The sequence below is a fragment of the Pseudomonas libanensis genome (assembly GCF_001439685.1).
Lineage (GTDB): Bacteria > Pseudomonadota > Gammaproteobacteria > Pseudomonadales > Pseudomonadaceae > Aquipseudomonas > Aquipseudomonas libanensis.
Genome location: NZ_JYLH01000018.1, coordinates 1 through 19,052, shown reverse-complemented (window position 1 = coordinate 19,052; position 19,052 = coordinate 1). Strand labels below are relative to the sequence as shown.

Here is a 19,052-nt window from a genome sequence, read left to right as displayed (position 1 = left end):
GATTACATCAGCGCTACGGCCTGGCCACTGGTGGGCGCCTTACCCTGGCGTCCATACAACTCTTCGCGACCGTTAATGACCGCCACCGAATGCATGGCCCGGTTACACATACCCAGTTGCCCATTGGCAAGGTCGCGTACAGAAACCTTTTTCATATGCTTCTTCAGCCCCAGCCGCATGAACCCTTCACCCGGCCCGGTCTCATCCTCGCCATTATTCAAACTGCGGATCGCGGCCTGGAAGCTTCGGCCCGCCGTACGATCATTGTTTTCCAGCTGCGCACGCTTGGCACTGACCGCAAACAAAAACTGCGCATCCTTGAGCATCCCCTTGTCCGCGCCGACAAACCGCGCACCTCGAGCTCCTTCGGCGAGCTCACGGTCGGTCAGGGTGAGCTTGAAGTCATCACGCATGACCACTTGGTAGCCGTTACTGGTTTTGGTCACTTCCTTGAAAATATCCGTGGGGCTCTGGCCAAATCGATACATCGCCGCCTTGATGGCCGAGACCGTCACACAGTTGCCATCGGGGCCCTGGCGAAACCCGCTCCAGATGTTGTCAGGCTTGGCGCCATTTCGCTTGCTGGAAAGCCCCTGGATTTCCAATGCAGAACCTGGCTTGGGGGCGACAGGTTCTGGCGTCACCTGCGGGGTAACTTTTACGGAAGGGGCAGGTGCATCAGGACGTACCCGGCCCCGTCTATCTCTTCCATCAGATATCAACTCTTGTAACTGAAAAGAAATTGAACGCAACGTAGTAAGAACTTCCGGCAACTTGTCAGTTTCGGTTTTGCTTTCCGACACCGCGCTGACAGGAACGCTTACATCGCGCTTAACACCCTCACTGCCAGACCATAGCGCTGGGCTTGATTTATTACTCGCCTCAGCCAGATCACCGAACTTATTGAAATCTACAATACGCGCAATATTGTTAATTGAATGGATAGACATATATTTCTCCACACACAAGCATCCCACGAATACACACTTCCCGAAGGTGCCTGCTTTTCTTAAAATTTTAACCAATTGCGCTCACACACAGTCTCGGGGCGCTCGTCCACCCCTGCTCCAGTGCGGGCATTGATTGATTTTTATGAACTGGAACAACCGCGTCACCCAGTCCATCTATTCGTGGAGAATCCGCCTGTCGAGTTCCCGAAATCGTTTCTCATATAAAGACACCAACATGCGCTGAAGGGTGCCCTCCTCGACTATACCCTTGGAGTCCTTGCGCCAGGCCGCTGCTGAATAACTTCGAGCCTTACATACGTTAATAAACTGCTGAAATGTAAACAGCCGATAATATTCAAGCCACTTCAAGCTGGGTTTTTATGGTATTTAGCGCACGCGAAAGAAAGGGCTCCAATGGAGCCCTTTCAGGCAAATATAAAACTTACTTAATGGATTCAATCCAACGGGACTGGGTGCTGCATGCCCAATAGGCGACTGACCTGCTCCAAGTGCGTCTCACGGCGCAGGGCCGTGAACAGTTCCACTGCCTGTGGGTAATTGCGCGTCAGCATCGCCAGCCATTGCTTCAAGCGGCCGGGCGCCTGCTTTTCAGTCAGTTGTGCCACCGATTGGCGCCAGAATTCCTGCAGCATCGGCTGCATCTGCGCCCAGGTCATTTCGACCACGTCCTCGCCCGCCTTCGCGGCTACGATCTGCCGTGCCAGGTCAGGGCGCGCCACCAAGCCACGGCCCAGCATGATGTCTTCGGCACCACTGATTTCGCGACAACGCTTCCAGTCTTCGACGCTCCAGATATCGCCGTTGGCAAACACCGGCACCTTGACCACCTCCTGCACCCGCGGGATCCACTCCCAATGGGCCGGCGGCTTGTAACCATCGGCTTTGGTACGCGCATGCACCACGATATGCGCAGCACCGCCCTCGGCCAGGGCCGTGGCGCACACCAACGCCCCGTCCGGGCTATCGAAGCCCAGGCGCATCTTGGCGGTGACCGGAATGTGGGCAGGCACGGCGCGGCGCACGTGTTCGACAATCTGGTTGAGCAGTTCCGGCTCCTTGAGCAGCACCGCACCACCACGGGATTTGTTCACCGTCTTGGCCGGGCAACCGAAGTTCAAGTCGATGACTTCAGAGCCCAACTCGCAGGCCAGGGCGGCATTTTCCGCCAGGCATACCGGGTCGGAGCCGAGCAGTTGCACACGCAGCGGCACACCTGCCGCCGTATGGGCACCGTGCAGCAGTTCCGGAGCGAGCTTATGGAAATAGGCAGGGGTGAGCAGGCGGTCGTTGACGCGGATGAACTCGGTCACGCACCAGTCAATACCGCCCACGCGGGTCAACACGTCCCGCAGGATGTTGTCGACCAACCCCTCCATGGGCGCCAAGGCAATTTGCATGGAAAACACTCAACAAAAATCGTGGCGCAGTTTACTGGGTTTCCTGCGGCAACCGTTAACCCCCGGTCAGGGCGGGGCCATAACCTTCAATAAACTCGGCGGGCATACGCTTGGGCTTGCCGCTGGACAGCTCGATGCACACAAAGGTGGTTTGTGCACGCAGCAGGGTCGCGCCATCACGGGGGCGTACCAGCTGGAAACGACGGGTCATTTTCAGGCGCTGGTCCCAATCGACGATCCAGGTGGCCAGTTGCAACTCATCCCCTTCATAGCCGGCCGCCAGGTAATCGATCTCGTGGCGCACCACGGCCATGGCACGATCCAGGCGTCGGTATTCGGTGAGGTCCAGCCCCAGGCGCTGAGAATGGCGCCAGGCACAACGCTCCAGCCAGGACACGTACACGGCGTTATTGGCGTGCCCGAGGCCGTCGATGTCCTCAGGCGCAACCTGCAGATCGATGATAAATGGCGTTGCCAGATCCCAGCCCATGCCTTGCTCCAGTCGATTAATGTCGGCGGGGCAGTGTATCAGGCGATTTGCCGTTCCTGTAGGCGGCCGGCCAACAGCACGAGTACCGCATCGACCACCCTTGGGTCGGCCAGCACTTTCTGATGCCCGCCTGCCTCCAGGCGCAGCAGACGGCTGTCGAACCACGCCTCATGGATGGCTTGCGACGCCTTGACCGGCACAAAGGTGTCGTCTTCGGCATGCACGATCAGGCCGGGAATGTTCATCTGGTAGTGAGCCACATCCAGGTGCTTGAGCGGCATGCCGAACGACAGTTCCACTTCCTGGATGAACGCCGCCCGCGCACGCGCCGGCAGGCCGATCATTTGGGTGAAACCGCGCAGCACATCCAGAAAACGCGAGGGTGCGGCAATACTCACCAACGCCTCGGTACGCAGCCCCAGTTGCACCGCCAGCATCGCACTGGCGCCGCCCATGGAATGGCCGATTACCGCATGCAGCGGCGGTAACTCGGCAGCGGCCTCGAGCATGGCGCGGGCAAACAGCAGCACATGGGCTTCACGCCCCGGTGAACGGCCATGGGCTGGACCATCGAGGGCAATCACTGAATAACCGTTATCCACCAACGCAGTGATCAGGCTGGCGAACTGGGTGGGCCGACCTTCCCAGCCGTGCATCAACAGCACCGCGGGGCCCTGGCCCCAGCGCAGGGCGGACAAGCCAAAGCGCAAAGTAATGCGCTCCGATTGCGCCAACAGCGGCAGCTCCCAAGCTCGTGGCGGCAGGTCACGCGGCGTCATGAACACACGCCGCATCCTGTTGGCCACGGTTTGCGGCGCCAGATGCCCCAGGGTGCCGTTGAAGCGACGAGTCCAGGTTAACGTGCCCATCTTCCAGCCCTCTTCTAGCGTACGGCCGACTTGGCAGCGCGCAGCACACGGTCAGACAACTCACCCGGGCCAAGGGCACGAGCCAAGGCCAGGCCACCGATCATCAGCGCCATGTCCGCCAGGGCTTTGTCAGTGTCCTCAGGGCTGGCCGCCAGCTGTGCAGCCATCAACTCGCAGTGCTCATTCAGCGCCTGGCGGAATTCATCGGGCAGGCGGCTCATCTCGCCCACCGTCGCCGGGATCGGACAGGCCTGGGTGGTGGAGTCGCGGTGCTTGCGCGACAGATAAAACGCCGCCACCAGCGCCCTGCGTTCTTCACCGGTCAATTGCGAGTCCATGTCGTCAATGGACGCGCGACGCTTGGCCAACAGCTGGGTGAACGCCTCGAGCATCAAGGCGTCCTTGCTTTCAAAGTGCGCGTAGAAACCACCGACCGTCAGCCCCGCCGCACCCATGACTTCGCCCACGCTCGGCTCAGCCGGGCCACGCTGGATCAACGCCGCGCTGGCAGCCTGCAAAATACGTTCGCGGGTTTGCGCTTTTTTATCGCTCATCGAAGCCTCCGTCTCTCATGGGTTGAATATTATTACCATAATAATATTTGGCAAGCGACAAGCACGACCGCCGGTCAGAACAGAAAAATGGGTAATAAGGAGGGATTGGCCAAATGCCAGACAAACAAAAGGGCCATTCAATAATTGAATGACCCTTAAAAATCCCGCAAAGCGGGTAATCGTGGCGTCCCCTAGGGGACTCGAACCCCTGTTACCGCCGTGAAAGGGCGGTGTCCTAGGCCACTAGACGAAGGGGACACAAACCTTCTGTACATTGATCAGGGCTGAGACCTGATCGATTCAAGGCCGGTGTGGCCAAACCTTGAACCTGTAAATTGGTGGAGCTAAACGGGATCGAACCGTTGACCTCTTGCATGCCATGCAAGCGCTCTCCCAGCTGAGCTATAGCCCCGGATTTTTCGTCTCGCGACGCAGCAGACCTTTCGAGCTGCTTGTTGAAACTGGCGTCCCCTAGGGGACTCGAACCCCTGTTACCGCCGTGAAAGGGCGGTGTCCTAGGCCACTAGACGAAGGGGACAAAACCTTCTGTACAACTGATCAGGGCTGAGACCTGATCGATTCAAGGCCGGTGTGGCCAGACCTTGAACCTGTAGATTGGTGGAGCTAAACGGGATCGAACCGTTGACCTCTTGCATGCCATGCAAGCGCTCTCCCAGCTGAGCTATAGCCCCTCATCGGTGAGGACGGGGCGAATCTTAATGGCGGTTTGGAAAGGTGTCAAATTTATTTTCAACATTTTCCAAAATTTTTTGCCGGGATAACAATCACTTACCGACAAAACCCCGGAAAACCGGGGTTTTGTCACTGCAGCGGCCTGCTTACGCGATGGCGCCCAGCAGCTTTTCCCATTCCTTGTTTTCTTTCTTCGACACACCACCAAGCAAATCAAGGGCTTGGCGAAGACGGAAACGGGTCAGGTCCGGCCCAAGGATTTCCATCGCATCGAGCACCGACACCGAACTGGCCTGCCCGGTGATCGCGGCAAACATCAGGGGCATGGCGTCGCGCAGTTTCAGCTCAAGGGATTCCACTACCGCCTGGATGGTCGCGGTGATTGCGTCCTTCTCCCACTGGCGCAGGCTTTCAAGCTTCCACAGGATCAACTGCATCAGCTGGCGAACCTGATCAGCCGAGAGTTTCTTGGACTCAAACAGCTTGGCATCCGGGTTCACGCCCCCGGCGAAGAAGAAACTGGCCAAGGGTGCAACCTGGCTGAAGGTCTCTACCCTGCCCTGCACCAATGGCGCGATCTTCATCATGTACTCAGGGTTCAACGCCCACTGCTGCACACGGCTGGCGAACTCTTCTACCGGCAGGTCACGCAGCCACTGGCCATTGAGCCACGACAGCTTCTCGATATCGAAGATCGGCCCGCCCAGGGAGACGCGGGACAGGTCGAAGTTGTCGACCATTTCCTGCAGCGAGAACTTCTCACGCTCGTCCGGCATCGACCAACCCATGCGGCCCAGATAGTTGAGCATCGCCTCAGGCATAAAGCCCATGCGCTCATAGAAGGTTACCGACGTCGGGTTCTTGCGCTTGGACAGCTTGCTCTTGTCCGGGTTACGCAGCAGCGGCATGTAGCACAGCTGCGGTTGTTCCCAGCCAAAGTATTCGTAGAGCAGGATCAGCTTCGGCGCCGAGGGCAGCCACTCTTCGCCACGCAGTACATGGGTGATGCCCATCAAGTGATCGTCGACCACGTTGGCCAGGAAGTACGTCGGCAGGCCGTCGGTCTTCATCAGCACCTGCATGTCCATGCGATCCCACGGGATCTCGACGTCGCCGCGCAGCATGTCCGGCACCACGCACACGCCTTCGCTCGGCACTTTCATGCGGATCACGTGGGGTTCGCCAGCCGCCAGGCGCGCAGCCACTTCTTCCTTGGACAACAGCAACGCACGGCCATCGTAGCGCGGGGTCTCGCCACGGGCCTGCTGCTCGGCACGCATCTGGTCCAGCTCCTCAGCCGTGCAGAAGCACGGGAAGGCGTGGCCCATGTCGACCAGTTGCTGGGTGTACTGCTTGTAGATGTCGCTGCGCTCGCTCTGGCGGTACGGGCCGTGGGGCCCGCCGACGTCCGGACCTTCGGCCCAGGTAATGCCCAACCAGCGCAAGGCATCGAAAATCTGCTGCTCCGACTCACGGGTGGAACGCAGTTGGTCGGTGTCTTCGATCCGCAGGATGAATTCACCGCCGTGCTGCTTGGCAAAGCAGTAGTTGAACAAGGCGATGTAGGCAGTACCGACGTGGGGATCCCCAGTAGGCGATGGCGCAATGCGCGTGCGGACGGTGGTCATGGCAGGTCTCGAATGGGCGATAAAACTGAAAATTGAAGCAAGGGGCGAATGGTAACAGCCTGGGGGATTTCTGGAAAACCGCGGCGCGGCTATCGGGGGCAAGCCCCCGATGAGGCCAGTAAAGCCACCGCAAATCAGACCGTCAGCAACCGCTCACGCAACTTGCCAATCTCATCGCGCGTCTGCGCCGCCGCTTCAAACTCCAGATCCCGCGCCAACTGGTACATCTTCTCTTCCAGCTGTCGAATCCGCTTGGTGATCTCACTCGGTGAGCGCAGTTCGTTCTCGTACTTGGCGCTCTCCTCGGCGGCCTTGGCCATGCCCTTGCGCTTCTTGCTGCGCGAGCCGGGCACGGTGGCGCCTTCCATGATGTCGGCAACGTCCTTGAACACGCCTTTGGGGATGATGCCGTTTTCCAGGTTGAACGCGATCTGCTTGTCGCGACGCCGCTGGGTTTCGCCAATCGCCCGCTCCATGGAGCCAGTGATGCGGTCCGCGTATAGAATCGCCCGGCCATTGAGGTTACGCGCCGCTCGGCCGATGGTTTGGATCAACGAACGCTCGGAGCGCAGGAAGCCCTCCTTGTCCGCATCCAGAATCGCCACCAGCGACACTTCCGGCATGTCCAGGCCTTCGCGCAGCAGGTTGATCCCCACCAATACATCGAAGGTGCCCAGGCGCAGGTCGCGGATGATTTCCACGCGCTCCACGGTGTCGATGTCCGAGTGCAGGTAGCGCACGCGCACGCCGTGGTCGGCCAGGTAGTCGGTCAAGTCTTCAGACATGCGCTTGGTCAGTGTCGTGACCAATACCCGCTCTCCCAGGGCCACACGCTTGCCGATCTCCGAGAGCAGGTCGTCGACCTGGGTCAGCGCCGGGCGGATTTCGATTTGCGGATCGACCAGACCCGTCGGTCGCACCAACTGCTCAACGACACGCCCCGCGTGCTCGGCTTCGTAGTTTCCCGGCGTGGCCGAGACGAAAATCGTCTGCGGGCTGATACTTTCAAACTCGTCAAAACGCATCGGCCGGTTATCCAACGCCGAGGGCAGGCGAAAACCGTATTCCACCAATGTCTCTTTACGCGAACGGTCGCCTTTATACATCGCGCCGACCTGCGGCACGCTGACGTGGGACTCGTCGATCACCAGCAGGGCGTCGTCCGGCAGGTAATCGAACAGTGTAGGTGGCGCCTGCCCGGAGTCACGACCCGACAGGTAGCGCGAGTAGTTCTCGATGCCGTTGCAGTAGCCCAGCTCCAGGATCATCTCCAGGTCGAAGCGGGTGCGCTGCTCCAGGCGCTGGGCTTCCACCAGCTTATTGTTGGAACGCAGATATTCCAGGCGCTCGGCCAGCTCGGCCTTGATGCCCTCGATGGCGCCCATCAGGGTTTCCCGAGGGGTCACGTAGTGGCTTTTCGGATAGAAAGTGAAGCGTGGCAACTTACGGATCACTTCGCCGGTCAACGGGTCGAAGGCCGACAGGCTTTCGACCTCATCATCGAACAGTTCGATGCGGATCGCTTCCAGGTCGGATTCCGCCGGGTAGATGTCGATCACATCGCCGCGCACCCTGAAGGTGGCGCGGGCGAAGTCCATGTCGTTACGGGTGTACTGCAGGCTCGCCAGGCGCCGCAGCAGTTCGCGCTGGTCGAGTTTGTCGCCGCGGTCAACATGCAGCACCATCTTCAGATAGGCTTCCGGGCTGCCCAGGCCGTAGATGCACGACACTGTGGTGACGATGATCGCGTCCTTGCGCTCCAGCAAGGCCTTGGTCGCCGACAGCCGCATCTGTTCGATATGGTCGTTGATCGATGCATCTTTCTCGATAAAGGTATCGGAGGACGGCACGTAGGCTTCGGGCTGGTAGTAGTCGTAGTAGGAAACGAAGTACTCCACCGCGTTGTTCGGGAAGAATGCCTTGAACTCGCCATACAGCTGCGCGGCCAGGGTCTTGTTCGGCGCCAGTACCAGGGTCGGGCGGTTGATCTGGGCGATCACGTTGGCGATGCTGAAGGTCTTGCCTGAACCGGTCACCCCGAGCAGCGTCTGATGGGACAGGCCGGCCTCGATGCCTTCGACCATCTGGCGAATGGCTTCCGGCTGATCGCCGGCAGGTTCAAAACGGGTGACGAGCTGGAAATCCGACATAACGTACCTCGTGTAGTCACCCCAGACTCAACACCGCCAGGGACGAAATAGCTCAGCAACCCGCGATTAATCATCGCAGGTTGCAGGAAAAAACCATGATAGCTGTAGAAGTGGTGACGAATGCGATGGGTTTCAAGGCTATCCTCCTACAAGACCTTTCCCTTCAATGTTGCAATAAGACTAACGGTCAACAAATAAACCGAAAAACATCGCCGAAAAGCCGTTTCCGTTGTCGCCCTCAGCCGTGATGGCCTCTATACTAGCTCCCCGTTTGTGCACCGCTCTAGTGCATTCGGCTGGAGCGCGACACGTCCCTCCCTTCCCCCATAGAGCTGCCGCAAAAATGAGCCTGTTCTCCGCTGTCGAAATGGCACCACGCGATCCAATCCTGGGCCTCAACGAAGCATTCAACGCCGATACACGAACCACCAAGGTCAACCTTGGCGTGGGCGTTTACTGCAACGAGGAGGGGAAGATTCCACTCTTGCGTGCCGTTGCCGAAGCGGAAGCCATTCGTGTGGCGCAACACGCCGCTCGTGGCTACTTGCCGATCGACGGCATCGCGGCCTACGACCAGGCCGTGCAAAAGCTGCTGTTTGGTGCTGAGTCGCCGCTATTGAGCGCCGGCCGTGTGATTACCGCCCAGGCCGTCGGTGGCACGGGTGCACTGAAAATCGGCGCAGACTTCCTCAAGCAATTGCTGCCCAATGCCGTGGTCGCCATCAGCGACCCGAGCTGGGAAAACCACCAGGCATTGTTTGAAAAAGCCGGTTTCCCGGTGCAGACCTACCGCTACTACGACGCCGCCACCCACGACGTCAACCGTGCCGGCCTGCTCGAAGACCTCAACGCTTTGCCCCCGCAATCCATCGTGGTGCTGCACGCCTGCTGCCATAACCCGACCGGCGTCGACCTCAGCCCGGCCGACTGGCAAAACGTGCTGGAGGTGGTCAAGGCCAAGAACCTGGTGCCGTTCCTCGACATGGCCTATCAGGGCTTTGGCGATGGCATCCACGAAGACGCCGCTGCCGTGCGTCTGTTCGCTGAATCGGGCCTGACTTTCTTTGTGTCCAGCTCGTTTTCCAAGTCGTTCTCCCTGTACGGCGAGCGCGTAGGCGCGCTGTCGATTGTCAGCGAGTCCAAGGAAGAAAGCGCGCGCATCCTGTCCCAGGTCAAGCGTGTGATCCGCACCAACTACTCCAACCCGCCCACCCACGGCGCAGCCATCGTTGCCGCAGTATTGAACAACCCTGAATTGCGCGCCCAGTGGGAAGCCGAGCTGGCCGAAATGCGCCTGCGCATCCGCGGCATGCGCGAACAGATGGTGGCTGAGCTGGCCAAGGCAGCTCCAGATCATGATTTCAGCTTCGTCGGTCGCCAGCGTGGGATGTTCTCCTACTCCGGCCTGACCGTTGCGCAAGTCACCCGCCTGCGCACCGAGTTTGGCATCTACGCACTGGATACCGGTCGCATCTGTGTGGCGGCGCTGAACCAGTCGAACATTGGCGCGGTCACACAAGCAATCGTTCAGGTGCTGTAAACCTGCTGGCGTTGCACAGAAGGGGAAGCCATGGCTTCCCCTTTTTTGTGTCCAGCCCCTAGACTGAACCTTGACCGCCCCTTCGCTGTGAGAGCCCTATGAGAAACGACGACCTGGACCTGCGCGCCGACCGCGACGAATTGCACGACTATGCCCCACGCGCACCGCAAGCCAAGCGCCAGAAGAGCCTGGTGCTGCAAGTGGCGCTGGGGGTATTTCTGGGTGGGCTGGCCTTGTGGCTGGTGCAGTTGGGTGCAACGGCGATCATGGCCAAACTGGCGATGGGCACCCTGCAATTTGGCGGCTGATGTAAGACACCTGTGGGAGCTGGCTTGCCTGCGATACCGGCACCTCGGTGTATCAGGCAGACACCATTGATGCTATCGCAGGCAAGCCAGCTCCCACATTTGATCTACGGTGCTGGCAGGTTGCGTTCTTCCAGCAGTTTTACAAAGCTGTTCAAGCTTTGTGACACAGTGCCCCGCCGCCAGATCAGCCAGGTATTGAGGATGCGGAATCTGTCGCTCAACGGCCACACACTCACCGCCGCACACCCCGGCATACTCTCAAGCATGCTGCGCGGCATCAGCGCCAGCCCGGCCCCGGCGCTGACGCAGGCAAGCATGCCGTGGTAGGACTCGATCTCGAAGATCTTGCCCGGCATCGCGCCATCCTGTGAGAACCAGCGCTCGAAGTGGTGCCGGTACGAACAGTTGGAGCGAAACGTATAGATATTCTCGCCATTCACATCCTGCCCACGGGTGATCGGCGCGTGATGCAGCGGCGCAATCACTACCATCTCCTCTTCGAACACCGCCAGGCCTTCCAGGGTGGAATGCAGCACCGGTCCGTCAACGAAAGCCGCAGTCAGCCGCCCGGACAACACGCCTTCAATCATGGTGCCCGACGGTCCCGTGCTCAGGTCCAACTCGACCTTGGTGTACTGCTGGTTATACGCCGCCAGCAAGGCGGGAATGCGCACCGCCGCCGTGCTTTCCAGGGAGCCCAGGGCAAATGCACCTTGGGGCTCCTCCCCCGCCACCGTAGCGCGGGCCTGTTGCACCAGGTCGAGAATACGCCGCGTATAACCGAGGAAATTCCAACCGGCCGGAGACAGGCGCAAACGGCTCTTCTCGCGGATAAACAACTCCACGCCCAGATCCTGTTCCAATTGCTTGATGCGCGTGGTGAGGTTTGACGGCACCCGATGAATCAGCTGCGCGGCAGCGCTGATGCTGCCTTGCTCGGCAACGGCCTTGAAGATTTCCAGCTGCACCAGATCCAACTCATTCTCCAATCGTGAACGTATCGCTTAATATTATTCAGTTTCCAGAAAAGATACAGCCCCGTACGCTGGCCCCCTTCCACTTATTCAGCCGGACGGTGCCATGAACGCAATGACCCACCAGACCCACGCCTTGTCGATCAACCCCGCCAACGGCGAAACAGTCGCCAGCTATGCCTATGAAACCGCGGCACAGTTGGACGCCGCCCTCACCCGTTCGGCCAGCGCGTTCCGTACCTGGCGCCGCCAGCCGGTCAGCCAACGCGCAGAATTGCTGCTGGCCCTGGCCACCGCCCTGCGCGAGCAAGCCGAAGCCATGGCGCAAATGATCACCCTGGAAATGGGCAAGCCCATCGCCCAGGCCCGCGCCGAGATCGAAAAATGCGCCCAACTCAGCGAATGGTACGCCGCCCACGGCCCGGCCATGCTCGCTCCGGAGCCGACCCTGGTGGACAACGGCAGCGCCCGGATCGAATACCGCCCCCTGGGCCCGATTCTCGCGGTGATGCCGTGGAACTTCCCGGTCTGGCAGGTGCTGCGCGGCGCTGTGCCGACCTTGCTTGCCGGCAACACCTACGTGCTCAAACACGCACCGAACGTCATGGGCAGTGCCTACCTGATCCAGCAAGCGTTGCGTACCGCCGGTTTCGCTGAAGGCGTGTTCGAAGTGATCAACGTGACACAGGACGGCGTGTCCAGTGCCATCGCCGACCCACGCATCGCCGCCGTGACCCTCACCGGTAGTGTGCGCGCCGGTATCGCCATCGGTTCCCAGGCCGGGGCCGCGCTGAAGAAATGCGTGCTGGAGCTGGGCGGCTCCGATCCGTTTATCGTGCTCAACGACGCCGACCTCGACGCCGCCGTGCAAGCCGCCGTGATCGGCCGCTTCCAGAACAGCGGCCAAGTCTGCGCCGCTGCAAAGCGCCTGATCATCGAAGCCGGTGTGGTTGAAGCCTTCACCACCAAATTTGTCGAAGCCAGCCGCGCCCTGGTGATGGGCGAGCCAACGTCGTCTGCCACTTATATCGGCCCCATGGCTCGCTTCGACCTGCGCGACGAACTGCACGGCCAGGTCCAGGCGACCCTGGAAGAAGGCGCGACCCTTTTGCTGGGTGGCAACAAAGTCCCGGGCGCAGGCAATTACTACGAACCGACCGTGCTGGCCGACGTCACCGACCAGATGACCTCGTTCAAGCAGGAACTGTTCGGCCCCGTGGCCTCGATTATCACCGCCCGCGATGCCGAGCATGCTGTGGCCCTGGCCAATGACAGCGAGTTTGGCCTTACCGCCAGCATCTTCACCACCGACTCAGCCAAGGCCCGCGATATTGCCGAGCAACTGGAAACCGGCGGGATATTCGTCAACGCGTTCAGCGTGTCAGACCCTCGGGTGGCGTTTGGCGGCGTGAAGAAAAGCGGGTTCGGCCGTGAGCTGTCGCACTTCGGCGTACGCGAGTTCAGCAATGCGCAGACAGTGTGGCTGGATCGCAAATAGCCAGACAGGGGCGACTGCGCTGGCTGCGCAGCAACCCCAGTCCTGCATCAACTGCGGATGTGCCGCCGCACGCACTGCACCAACCCTTCCAACGCCTGCGACTTTACCGGCGCGAGCACACAGACCGTATGCTCGCGCTCGCCCTCCGCCACTGTCAGGGTGTAGTGCACTCGGCCTGGGTTACCGGCTTCGGGCATGGTGCTTTGTGGCAACTGAAAAAAATCCGAAGCTTCGATCAGTTGCCGCAACTCCTGCTGGTCCGGTTCGGGTAGCTTCTCCAGCTCTACCGTACGCGGCTTGGCCAGCCCCGGAAAAAACGCCGGCCCACCGCTTTCCTTGATTGATATTCGCATGGCTGTTCCTCGCCGCCCAAGCGGCTGGTCAAACATTGATGCCCACGGCTTTCCACCCCTCCTTGACCGCTTTCTGTTCATCCTTGTTCGCGCCATAAAGCCGTCCGGCCACGTCATAGGTGATGCGCGCAAAACGCAGGAACCCCGAGTTCGGTCGCAGCCGCGCATCCCGCAGTGCGTCATACCAGATGCGCCCCGCACGCTCCCAGGCGAACCCGCCAATCTTGGTCGCCACCTGATAAAACGCGTGGTTGGGAATGCCGGAATTGATATGCACCCCGCCATTGTCCTCGTATGTCTGCACAAAATCATCCATGTGGCCCGGCTGCGGGTCCTTGCCCAGCAGTTTGTCATCAAACGCAGTGCCTGGCGCCTTCATCGAGCGCAGGGCCGTGCCCTTGATCTTTTTGGTGAACAGCCCTTTGCCAATCAGCCAATCAGCCTCCTCGGCGGATTGCTTCAACGCATACTGCTTGATCAATGAGCCGAACACGTCGGACAGCGACTCGTTCAGCGCACCGGATTGATTGAAATACATCAGCTTGGCCTCATCCTCGGTAACGCCATGGGCCAACTCATGGCCAATCACGTCGAGCGCCACGGTGAAGCGATTGAATAACTGCTGGTCACCGTCGCCGAAGACCATCTGGGTCGAATTCCAGAACGCGTTGTTATAGTCCTGGCCGAAGTGCACCGTGGCGTCCAGGGCCATACCGGCATCGTCGATGGAATTGCGGTCGAACACCTGGTCAAAAAAGTCGAAGGTCGCGCCCAAGCCATCATAGGCTTCGTCCACCGCGGCATCGCCGCTGGCGGGTTGCCCTTCGCCGCGGATCAGTTTGCCAGGCAGGCTGTCGGTGTTTTCGGCGCTGTAGATCGAGCGCTGCTTCTCGGCGCCCATGGCCAACGCCATGCGGGCTGGGCCCTTGGCGGGTACCGCGACCATGCGCAACGAGCGGAACGTGCTGTCCTTGGCGCGAGTGCGTAATGCGACTTCCCGTTGGGCTTTGTCCCCGTGGCGGGCGATCTGGTCGAGCATGTAGGGTGGGATCAGACAGAAAATCGGGTTGCGTGACTGGCGAACACACATAAGCTGGCTCCTTTTTGGCGTGTGATGAACGTCCGGGTAGCGGTTTTCAGGATAGCCCTGTGTTCGCCACTTGGACCAAATTGTCATGAGTTTGTGTTTCAGTGGTGTTTATCCGAGGCCCATAAGGAACATGCCCATGCCCGCCCGCACAGCCAACATCGACCTTTCCCACCGCCCCAGGCTTGCCGACCTGCGTCCATTGGTCGCGCTCAGCCCCACCCTGCTGGAAGCCAGAACCGCGACACCGCGCGTCACCGCGGCCAAGGACCTCAAAAATCGCGCGGGCTATGCCCATGATTTCCTCAGCGACTTCGTGGTGCCATGGCCCACGGTCGGCGAGCCACTGTCGGGCGACGTGCAACCCAAGCGCCTGGACTACACGCATTTCTCCATCACCATGTCGCGTTCCCGACGACTGGCGCTCTACGTGGGGGTGAATATCGACGGCTCAAAGCATGTGGACATCACGCGCAGCAACGACACTTGGGCCTACGATGGTCGCCTGCCCCTGGATGCGCAGGTAGGTGAAGACCTCTACGCCGGCAACGGCCTGGACCGCGGCCACCTGGTGCGGCGCCAGGACCCCAACTGGGGCGACGAGGCCAACACCGCCAACTTCGACACCTTCCATTTCACCAACTGCTCGCCGCAAATGAGCGGCTTCAACCAGAAGACCTGGCTGGAACTCGAAGACTACATTCTTGATAACACCCAGCGCTGGAAGGCCCGGGCCACGGTGTTTACCGGCCCGGTATTCGCCGATGACGACCGACTTTATCGCGGGGTGAAAATCCCCAAGGCGTTCTGGAAGGTAGTGGCTTACCTCAGCGACGACGGCAAACCCTCCGCCAGCGCCTACATGATCGACCAAAGCCGTGAGCTGGGGCAGCTCGACCTGGTGTTCGGCCAGCTTCGCACCTACCAGCGCAGCGTGATCCAGATCGAGCAACTGACCGGCATCCGCTTCGCCAACCTGGCTGACTATGACGGGTTCAGCAATGAAGAGCGTGCCACGGGGACGCGAATCGAGGCGCTGATCCGCGGGCCTGGAGACATTCGCCTGTAGCCGCACGGGCGTTGGGCTATTTCGCCTGCGCCTGATCGACTACCATACCGCCGCCGGTTCCCGTATGGGACTAATAGGGAATTCGAAACGCCGCCTGCGGCGTCAATCGAAACTGCCCCCGCAACTGTAGGTGCCGAGCCTGCTCCCCACTGCCACTGGACCCTGTCCGGGAAGGCGGGAGCGAGGCGACGACGCATCAGTCAGGAGACCTGCCGGCCCAGCAAAACCACTAACCGGCGGGGTGTCCGGGAAGGACATCCTTGCCTGCCTGATCGGCAGCGTTCGAGGCTGTATTTCCGAGCCGTACCGCCCCTGCTGCACTCGGAGATCACCCCATGCTGCCACGCGTTACCGCCCTGATTGCAGGCTTGGGTGCCTGTGCAATGGCCCAGGCCACGCCCACCCATTACCCGCTGACCCTGGAAAACTGCGGCAGCACCCTGACCTTCCAGCACGCACCTGCACGCAGCGTAACCATCGGCCAGGCCGCCACCGAGATGCTCTATGCCTTGGGCGTGGGCGATAAAGTGGTTGGCACTTCGCTGTGGTTCAATAACGTGTTGGCGCAGTACAAGGCACAGGACGCCACCGTCGAGCGCCTGGCCAACAACGAGCCGAGCTTTGAAGCGGTGATCGCCAAACGCCCGCAACTGGTGGCCGCCGAGCTGGAATGGGTGGTGGGGCCCCAAGGCGTGGTCGGCACCCGCGAGCAATTCCATGAGCTGCAGATCCCCACCTACCTGCTGCCCTCGGACTGCGAAGGCAAGGACAACCTGGTGGGTGCCGACGGCACGCGGTTGGAGCCGTTTCGCATCGACACGATTTATAAAAGCATCCGCCAATTGGCGCAGATTTTCGACATCCAGGATCGCGGCCAGCAGCTCAACGATGCGCTCAAGGCGCGCCTGGCCAAGTCCATCGCCACCGCGCAAGGCAAAGGCTTGAAGCAAGCCAGCGCGCTGGTGTGGTTCTCCAGCGCCGAAATGGCCAGCGATCCCTACGTGGCCGGGCATAAGGGTATCCCGCAGTTCATGCTGCAAACCCTCGGCCTGCGCAATGTGGTGCAGTCCGATGAAGAATGGCCCGCCGTCGGCTGGGAAACCATCGCCAAGGCCAACCCGACGTTCCTGGTGATCGCACGCATGGATCGGCGCCGCTACCCCGCCGACGACCACGAGAAGAAACTCGCCTTCCTGCGCAGCGACCCGGTGACCCGCAACATGGACGCGGTGAAAAACCACCGCATCATCATCCTCGATGCCCTGGCGCTGCAGGCCAGCCTGCGCACCTTCGATGGCCTGGAACAACTGGCCGCCGCCATCGACGGCTACGACCTGCCGCAATGATACGGACCCTGCTCGCCCTCACATTGCTGTTGCTCGCCCTGCTCGCCGGCGTGGCCATCGGCGAAACCGCCATCTCGCCACAGGTGGTGCTCCAGGTGCTCGCCAACAAACTGTGGGCCGCAGGCTTCGTGCTGGACCCCATCGATGAAGGCGTGGTGTGGAACTATCGCCTGACCCGCGCCCTGGTGGCCGCTGCCTGCGGTGCGGGGTTGGCGACCTGTGGCGTGATCCTGCAATCGTTGCTGCGTAACCCGCTGGCTGATCCTTACTTGCTCGGCATCAGTGCCGGCGCGTCGACCGGCGCGGTTCTCGTCGCTTTGATTGGGGTGGGCGGCGGGCTGGTGTCGCTGTCGGCGGGGGCGTTTGTGGGGGCGATGGCAGCGTTTGCGCTGGTGATCCTGCTGGCGCGGGCCAGTGGCTCGTCCAACGGCACCGGGCAGATCATCCTCGCGGGCATCGCCGGCTCGCAATTGTTCAATGCCTTGACCGCGTTCCTGATCACCAAGTCGGCCAGTTCCGAACAGGCTCGCGGCATTATGTTCTGGCTGCTGGGCAACCTCAGCGGCGTGCGCTGGCCGTCGGTGTGGCTGGCGGTGCCGGTGGCGATCGTTGGGCTGGCGGTGTGCCTGTGGCATCGTCGCGCATTGGATGCCTTTACCTTCGGCAGCGACTCGGCGGCCTCCCTTGGCATCCCGGTGCGCCGCGTGCAATTTGTGCTGGTGGCCTGCGCCGCCTTGGTGACGGCGGTGATGGTGTCCATCGTCGGCTCCATCGGCTTTGTTGGCCTGGTGATTCCCCATGCGGTGCGCCTGTTGCTGGGCACCGGGCATTCGCGGTTGCTGCCGGCGAGCGCTCTTGGCGGCGCGTTGTTCTTGATTGCGGCCGATGTGCTCTCGCGCACCTTGATCAAGGGCCAGGTGATTCCCGTAGGTGTGGTCACGGCGTTGGTGGGTGCACCGGTGTTTGCTCTGATCCTGATTGGCCGCAGGAACGCGCGATGAGCGTGCTCAGTTGCACCGGCCTGGGTTTCAAGGTGCGTGACGCTGAGTTGCTGCGCGATATTCACCTGGACGTGCAGCAAGGGGAAACCCTCGGTATCGTCGGGCCGAACGGCTCGGGCAAATCCACCCTGCTCAAGTTGCTCGCCGGTTTACGCATTCCCGCCAGTGGTGAAGTACGCCTGGGCGCCAAGTGCCTGGGTGATTTGTCGCGCCGCGCCATCGCGCAACAGCTGGCGGTGGTGGAACAGCAGGCCGACACCGACGATGCCATCCGCGTGTTCGACGCCGTGGCCCTGGGCCGCACGCCATGGCTGTCGGCGCTGAGCCCGTGGTCTAGCGAAGACGACGCCATCGTCCGCCAGGCCCTGCATGACGTGGATGCCACCCACCTGGGCCACCGCGCCTGGCACAGCCTCTCCGGCGGCGAACGCCAACGCGTGCACATCGCCCGCGCCCTGGCGCAACGACCGCGGATTCTGTTGCTGGATGAGCCGACCAATCACCTGGATATCCAGCATCAACTGGCGATCTTGAAAGGTGTGCAGGGCTTGCCAGTGACCACCTTGATTGCCCTGCATGACCTGAACCAGGCGCTGACCTGTGATCGCCTGGCCGTGCTGGATCGCGGGCGATTGGTGGCGCTGGGCACGCCATTGGAAGTGCTGACGCCAGAGCGCCTGCAAGAGACCTTCGGGGTGCAGGGGCATTACCTCACGGACCCGTTCGACGGCGCGCAAATCCTGCGCCTGCGCCCTACCTGACACACCTGGGACAAAAATGTGGGAGGGGGCTTACCCCCGATGAGCATAGGTATCTACACAACTTCGGCACGAGGCTAAATCTGTGGCGAGGGAGCTTGCTCCCGTGACGGACTGACAGCCGACGCTGATCTAGCTGACGCACCGCGATCCAAATGTGGGAGCTGGCTTGCCTGCGATGACGGCCTGCCAGCCGATGCCAATCTACCTGACACCCCGCAATCAAACTGTGGGAGCGGGCTTGCTCGCGAAGGCGGCCTGACAGGCGACACAGCTATACCGGGTACATATCCATTCCTGCGGTAACGGCCACTTAGGGTTCCGCTCTGACAGCGGGTCACTTTGGAAAAGAGCCCCAAAGTAACC

General features: G+C 60.9%; 17 protein-coding genes, 4 tRNA genes and 1 riboswitch. Of the genes, 7 read left to right on the top strand and 14 right to left on the bottom strand.

What is annotated here, in order from left to right; all coding sequences use genetic code 11:
* Positions 1–2: 2 nt before the first annotated feature.
* From TU73_RS29405 to uvrB, 11 genes are all read right to left on the bottom strand, one after another.
* Positions 3–950, bottom strand: a complete 948-nt coding sequence (locus TU73_RS29405; protein ID WP_231984780.1) for a hypothetical protein — start codon at positions 948–950, stop codon at positions 3–5.
* 455 nt (positions 951–1,405) lie between these two features.
* Positions 1,406–2,368, bottom strand: a complete 963-nt coding sequence (locus tag TU73_RS23690; RefSeq protein ID WP_057014244.1) for a tRNA dihydrouridine synthase — start codon at positions 2,366–2,368, stop codon at positions 1,406–1,408.
* Between the two features lie 55 nt (positions 2,369–2,423).
* Entirely contained in the window at positions 2,424–2,858 is a 435-nt protein-coding gene (locus tag TU73_RS23685; RefSeq protein ID WP_005789778.1) for an acyl-CoA thioesterase, read from the bottom strand.
* Positions 2,859–2,896: 38 nt separating this feature from the next.
* Positions 2,897–3,727 (bottom strand): alpha/beta hydrolase, encoded by an 831-nt coding sequence (locus TU73_RS23680; protein WP_057014243.1) that lies wholly within the window; start codon positions 3,725–3,727, stop codon positions 2,897–2,899.
* Positions 3,728–3,741: 14 nt separating this feature from the next.
* The gene (locus TU73_RS23675; protein ID WP_046068946.1) at positions 3,742–4,281 is read right to left on the bottom strand and encodes a TetR/AcrR family transcriptional regulator; all 540 of its coding nucleotides are present in this window, start codon (positions 4,279–4,281) and stop codon (positions 3,742–3,744) included.
* A 182-nt stretch (positions 4,282–4,463) separates the two neighbouring features.
* A tRNA-Glu gene (locus TU73_RS23670) sits at positions 4,464–4,539 on the bottom strand.
* A gap of 78 nt (positions 4,540–4,617) precedes the next feature.
* A tRNA-Ala gene (locus TU73_RS23665) sits at positions 4,618–4,693 on the bottom strand.
* Between the two features lie 50 nt (positions 4,694–4,743).
* Positions 4,744–4,819: transfer RNA gene (locus TU73_RS23660), tRNA-Glu, on the bottom strand.
* Positions 4,820–4,897: 78 nt separating this feature from the next.
* Positions 4,898–4,973: transfer RNA gene (locus TU73_RS23655), tRNA-Ala, on the bottom strand.
* A 147-nt stretch (positions 4,974–5,120) separates the two neighbouring features.
* Positions 5,121–6,602, bottom strand: a complete 1,482-nt coding sequence (gene gltX / locus TU73_RS23650; RefSeq protein WP_046068947.1) for a glutamate--tRNA ligase — start codon at positions 6,600–6,602, stop codon at positions 5,121–5,123.
* A 134-nt stretch (positions 6,603–6,736) separates the two neighbouring features.
* The gene (gene uvrB / locus TU73_RS23645) at positions 6,737–8,752 is read right to left on the bottom strand and encodes an excinuclease ABC subunit UvrB (protein ID WP_057014242.1); all 2,016 of its coding nucleotides are present in this window, start codon (positions 8,750–8,752) and stop codon (positions 6,737–6,739) included.
* Between the two features lie 343 nt (positions 8,753–9,095).
* On the opposite strand from uvrB, the gene TU73_RS23640 reads away from it, so the two are divergent.
* Together TU73_RS23640 and TU73_RS23635 are read left to right on the top strand one after the other, a co-directional pair.
* Positions 9,096–10,292, top strand: coding sequence for an amino acid aminotransferase (locus TU73_RS23640; protein ID WP_057014241.1), 1,197 nt, complete (start codon positions 9,096–9,098; stop codon positions 10,290–10,292).
* 98 nt (positions 10,293–10,390) lie between these two features.
* Positions 10,391–10,600: a hypothetical protein gene (locus TU73_RS23635; protein ID WP_005789784.1), complete on the top strand. Its 210-nt coding sequence runs from the start codon at positions 10,391–10,393 to the stop codon at positions 10,598–10,600.
* Between the two features lie 104 nt (positions 10,601–10,704).
* Here TU73_RS23635 and ptrR read toward each other — a convergent pair whose 3' ends face one another.
* Complete coding sequence (gene ptrR / locus TU73_RS23630) at positions 10,705–11,577, bottom strand: putrescine utilization regulator PtrR (RefSeq protein ID WP_057014240.1); 873 nt, start codon at positions 11,575–11,577, stop codon at positions 10,705–10,707.
* A 103-nt stretch (positions 11,578–11,680) separates the two neighbouring features.
* Between ptrR and TU73_RS23625 the strand changes: the two genes are divergently transcribed.
* Entirely contained in the window at positions 11,681–13,072 is a 1,392-nt protein-coding gene (locus TU73_RS23625) for an aldehyde dehydrogenase family protein (RefSeq protein WP_057014239.1), read from the top strand.
* Between the two features lie 47 nt (positions 13,073–13,119).
* Here the strand turns inward: TU73_RS23625 and TU73_RS23620 are convergent, their stop codons facing one another.
* Positions 13,120–13,425, bottom strand: coding sequence for a protealysin inhibitor emfourin (locus TU73_RS23620; protein ID WP_057014238.1), 306 nt, complete (start codon positions 13,423–13,425; stop codon positions 13,120–13,122).
* Positions 13,426–13,453: 28 nt separating this feature from the next.
* Positions 13,454–14,515: a M4 family metallopeptidase gene (locus TU73_RS23615; protein ID WP_057014237.1), complete on the bottom strand. Its 1,062-nt coding sequence runs from the start codon at positions 14,513–14,515 to the stop codon at positions 13,454–13,456.
* A 136-nt stretch (positions 14,516–14,651) separates the two neighbouring features.
* On the opposite strand from TU73_RS23615, the gene TU73_RS23610 reads away from it, so the two are divergent.
* The 4 genes from TU73_RS23610 (at position 14,652) to TU73_RS23595 (ending at position 18,689) form a co-directional block, all read left to right on the top strand.
* Complete coding sequence (locus TU73_RS23610) at positions 14,652–15,581, top strand: DNA/RNA non-specific endonuclease (protein ID WP_057014236.1); 930 nt, start codon at positions 14,652–14,654, stop codon at positions 15,579–15,581.
* Between the two features lie 37 nt (positions 15,582–15,618).
* Positions 15,619–15,812, top strand: a riboswitch (cobalamin riboswitch).
* Positions 15,813–15,916: 104 nt separating this feature from the next.
* Complete coding sequence (locus TU73_RS23605; protein WP_057014235.1) at positions 15,917–16,927, top strand: ABC transporter substrate-binding protein; 1,011 nt, start codon at positions 15,917–15,919, stop codon at positions 16,925–16,927.
* The gene (locus tag TU73_RS23600) at positions 16,924–17,928 is read left to right on the top strand and encodes a FecCD family ABC transporter permease (protein WP_057014234.1); all 1,005 of its coding nucleotides are present in this window, start codon (positions 16,924–16,926) and stop codon (positions 17,926–17,928) included. The genes TU73_RS23605 and TU73_RS23600 overlap by 4 nt, the downstream gene beginning before the upstream one ends.
* Positions 17,925–18,689 carry an ABC transporter ATP-binding protein gene (locus TU73_RS23595; protein ID WP_057014233.1) on the top strand — a complete coding sequence of 255 codons (765 nt, stop codon included), beginning with the start codon at positions 17,925–17,927 and terminating at the stop codon, positions 18,687–18,689. Before TU73_RS23600 ends, TU73_RS23595 begins: the two co-directional genes overlap by 4 nt.
* Positions 18,690–19,052 lie beyond the last annotated feature (363 nt).

Coding starts and splice junctions, on each gene's coding strand:
- TU73_RS23620 (WP_057014238.1), bottom strand. CDS start 13,425: ATGCGAATATCAATCAAGGAAAGCGGTGGGCCGGCGTTTTTTCCGGGG.
- TU73_RS23605 (WP_057014235.1), top strand. CDS start 15,917: ATGCTGCCACGCGTTACCGCCCTGATTGCAGGCTTGGGTGCCTGTGCA.
- TU73_RS23610 (WP_057014236.1), top strand. CDS start 14,652: ATGCCCGCCCGCACAGCCAACATCGACCTTTCCCACCGCCCCAGGCTT.
- TU73_RS23615 (WP_057014237.1), bottom strand. CDS start 14,515: ATGTGTGTTCGCCAGTCACGCAACCCGATTTTCTGTCTGATCCCACCC.
- TU73_RS23640 (WP_057014241.1), top strand. CDS start 9,096: ATGAGCCTGTTCTCCGCTGTCGAAATGGCACCACGCGATCCAATCCTG.
- TU73_RS23690 (WP_057014244.1), bottom strand. CDS start 2,368: ATGCAAATTGCCTTGGCGCCCATGGAGGGGTTGGTCGACAACATCCTG.
- TU73_RS23635 (WP_005789784.1), top strand. CDS start 10,391: ATGAGAAACGACGACCTGGACCTGCGCGCCGACCGCGACGAATTGCAC.
- gltX (WP_046068947.1), bottom strand. CDS start 6,602: ATGACCACCGTCCGCACGCGCATTGCGCCATCGCCTACTGGGGATCCC.
- TU73_RS29405 (WP_231984780.1), bottom strand. CDS start 950: ATGTCTATCCATTCAATTAACAATATTGCGCGTATTGTAGATTTCAAT.
- uvrB (WP_057014242.1), bottom strand. CDS start 8,752: ATGTCGGATTTCCAGCTCGTCACCCGTTTTGAACCTGCCGGCGATCAG.
- TU73_RS23685 (WP_005789778.1), bottom strand. CDS start 2,858: ATGGGCTGGGATCTGGCAACGCCATTTATCATCGATCTGCAGGTTGCG.
- TU73_RS23595 (WP_057014233.1), top strand. CDS start 17,925: ATGAGCGTGCTCAGTTGCACCGGCCTGGGTTTCAAGGTGCGTGACGCT.
- TU73_RS23680 (WP_057014243.1), bottom strand. CDS start 3,727: ATGGGCACGTTAACCTGGACTCGTCGCTTCAACGGCACCCTGGGGCAT.
- TU73_RS23600 (WP_057014234.1), top strand. CDS start 16,924: ATGATACGGACCCTGCTCGCCCTCACATTGCTGTTGCTCGCCCTGCTC.
- TU73_RS23625 (WP_057014239.1), top strand. CDS start 11,681: ATGAACGCAATGACCCACCAGACCCACGCCTTGTCGATCAACCCCGCC.
- TU73_RS23675 (WP_046068946.1), bottom strand. CDS start 4,281: ATGAGCGATAAAAAAGCGCAAACCCGCGAACGTATTTTGCAGGCTGCC.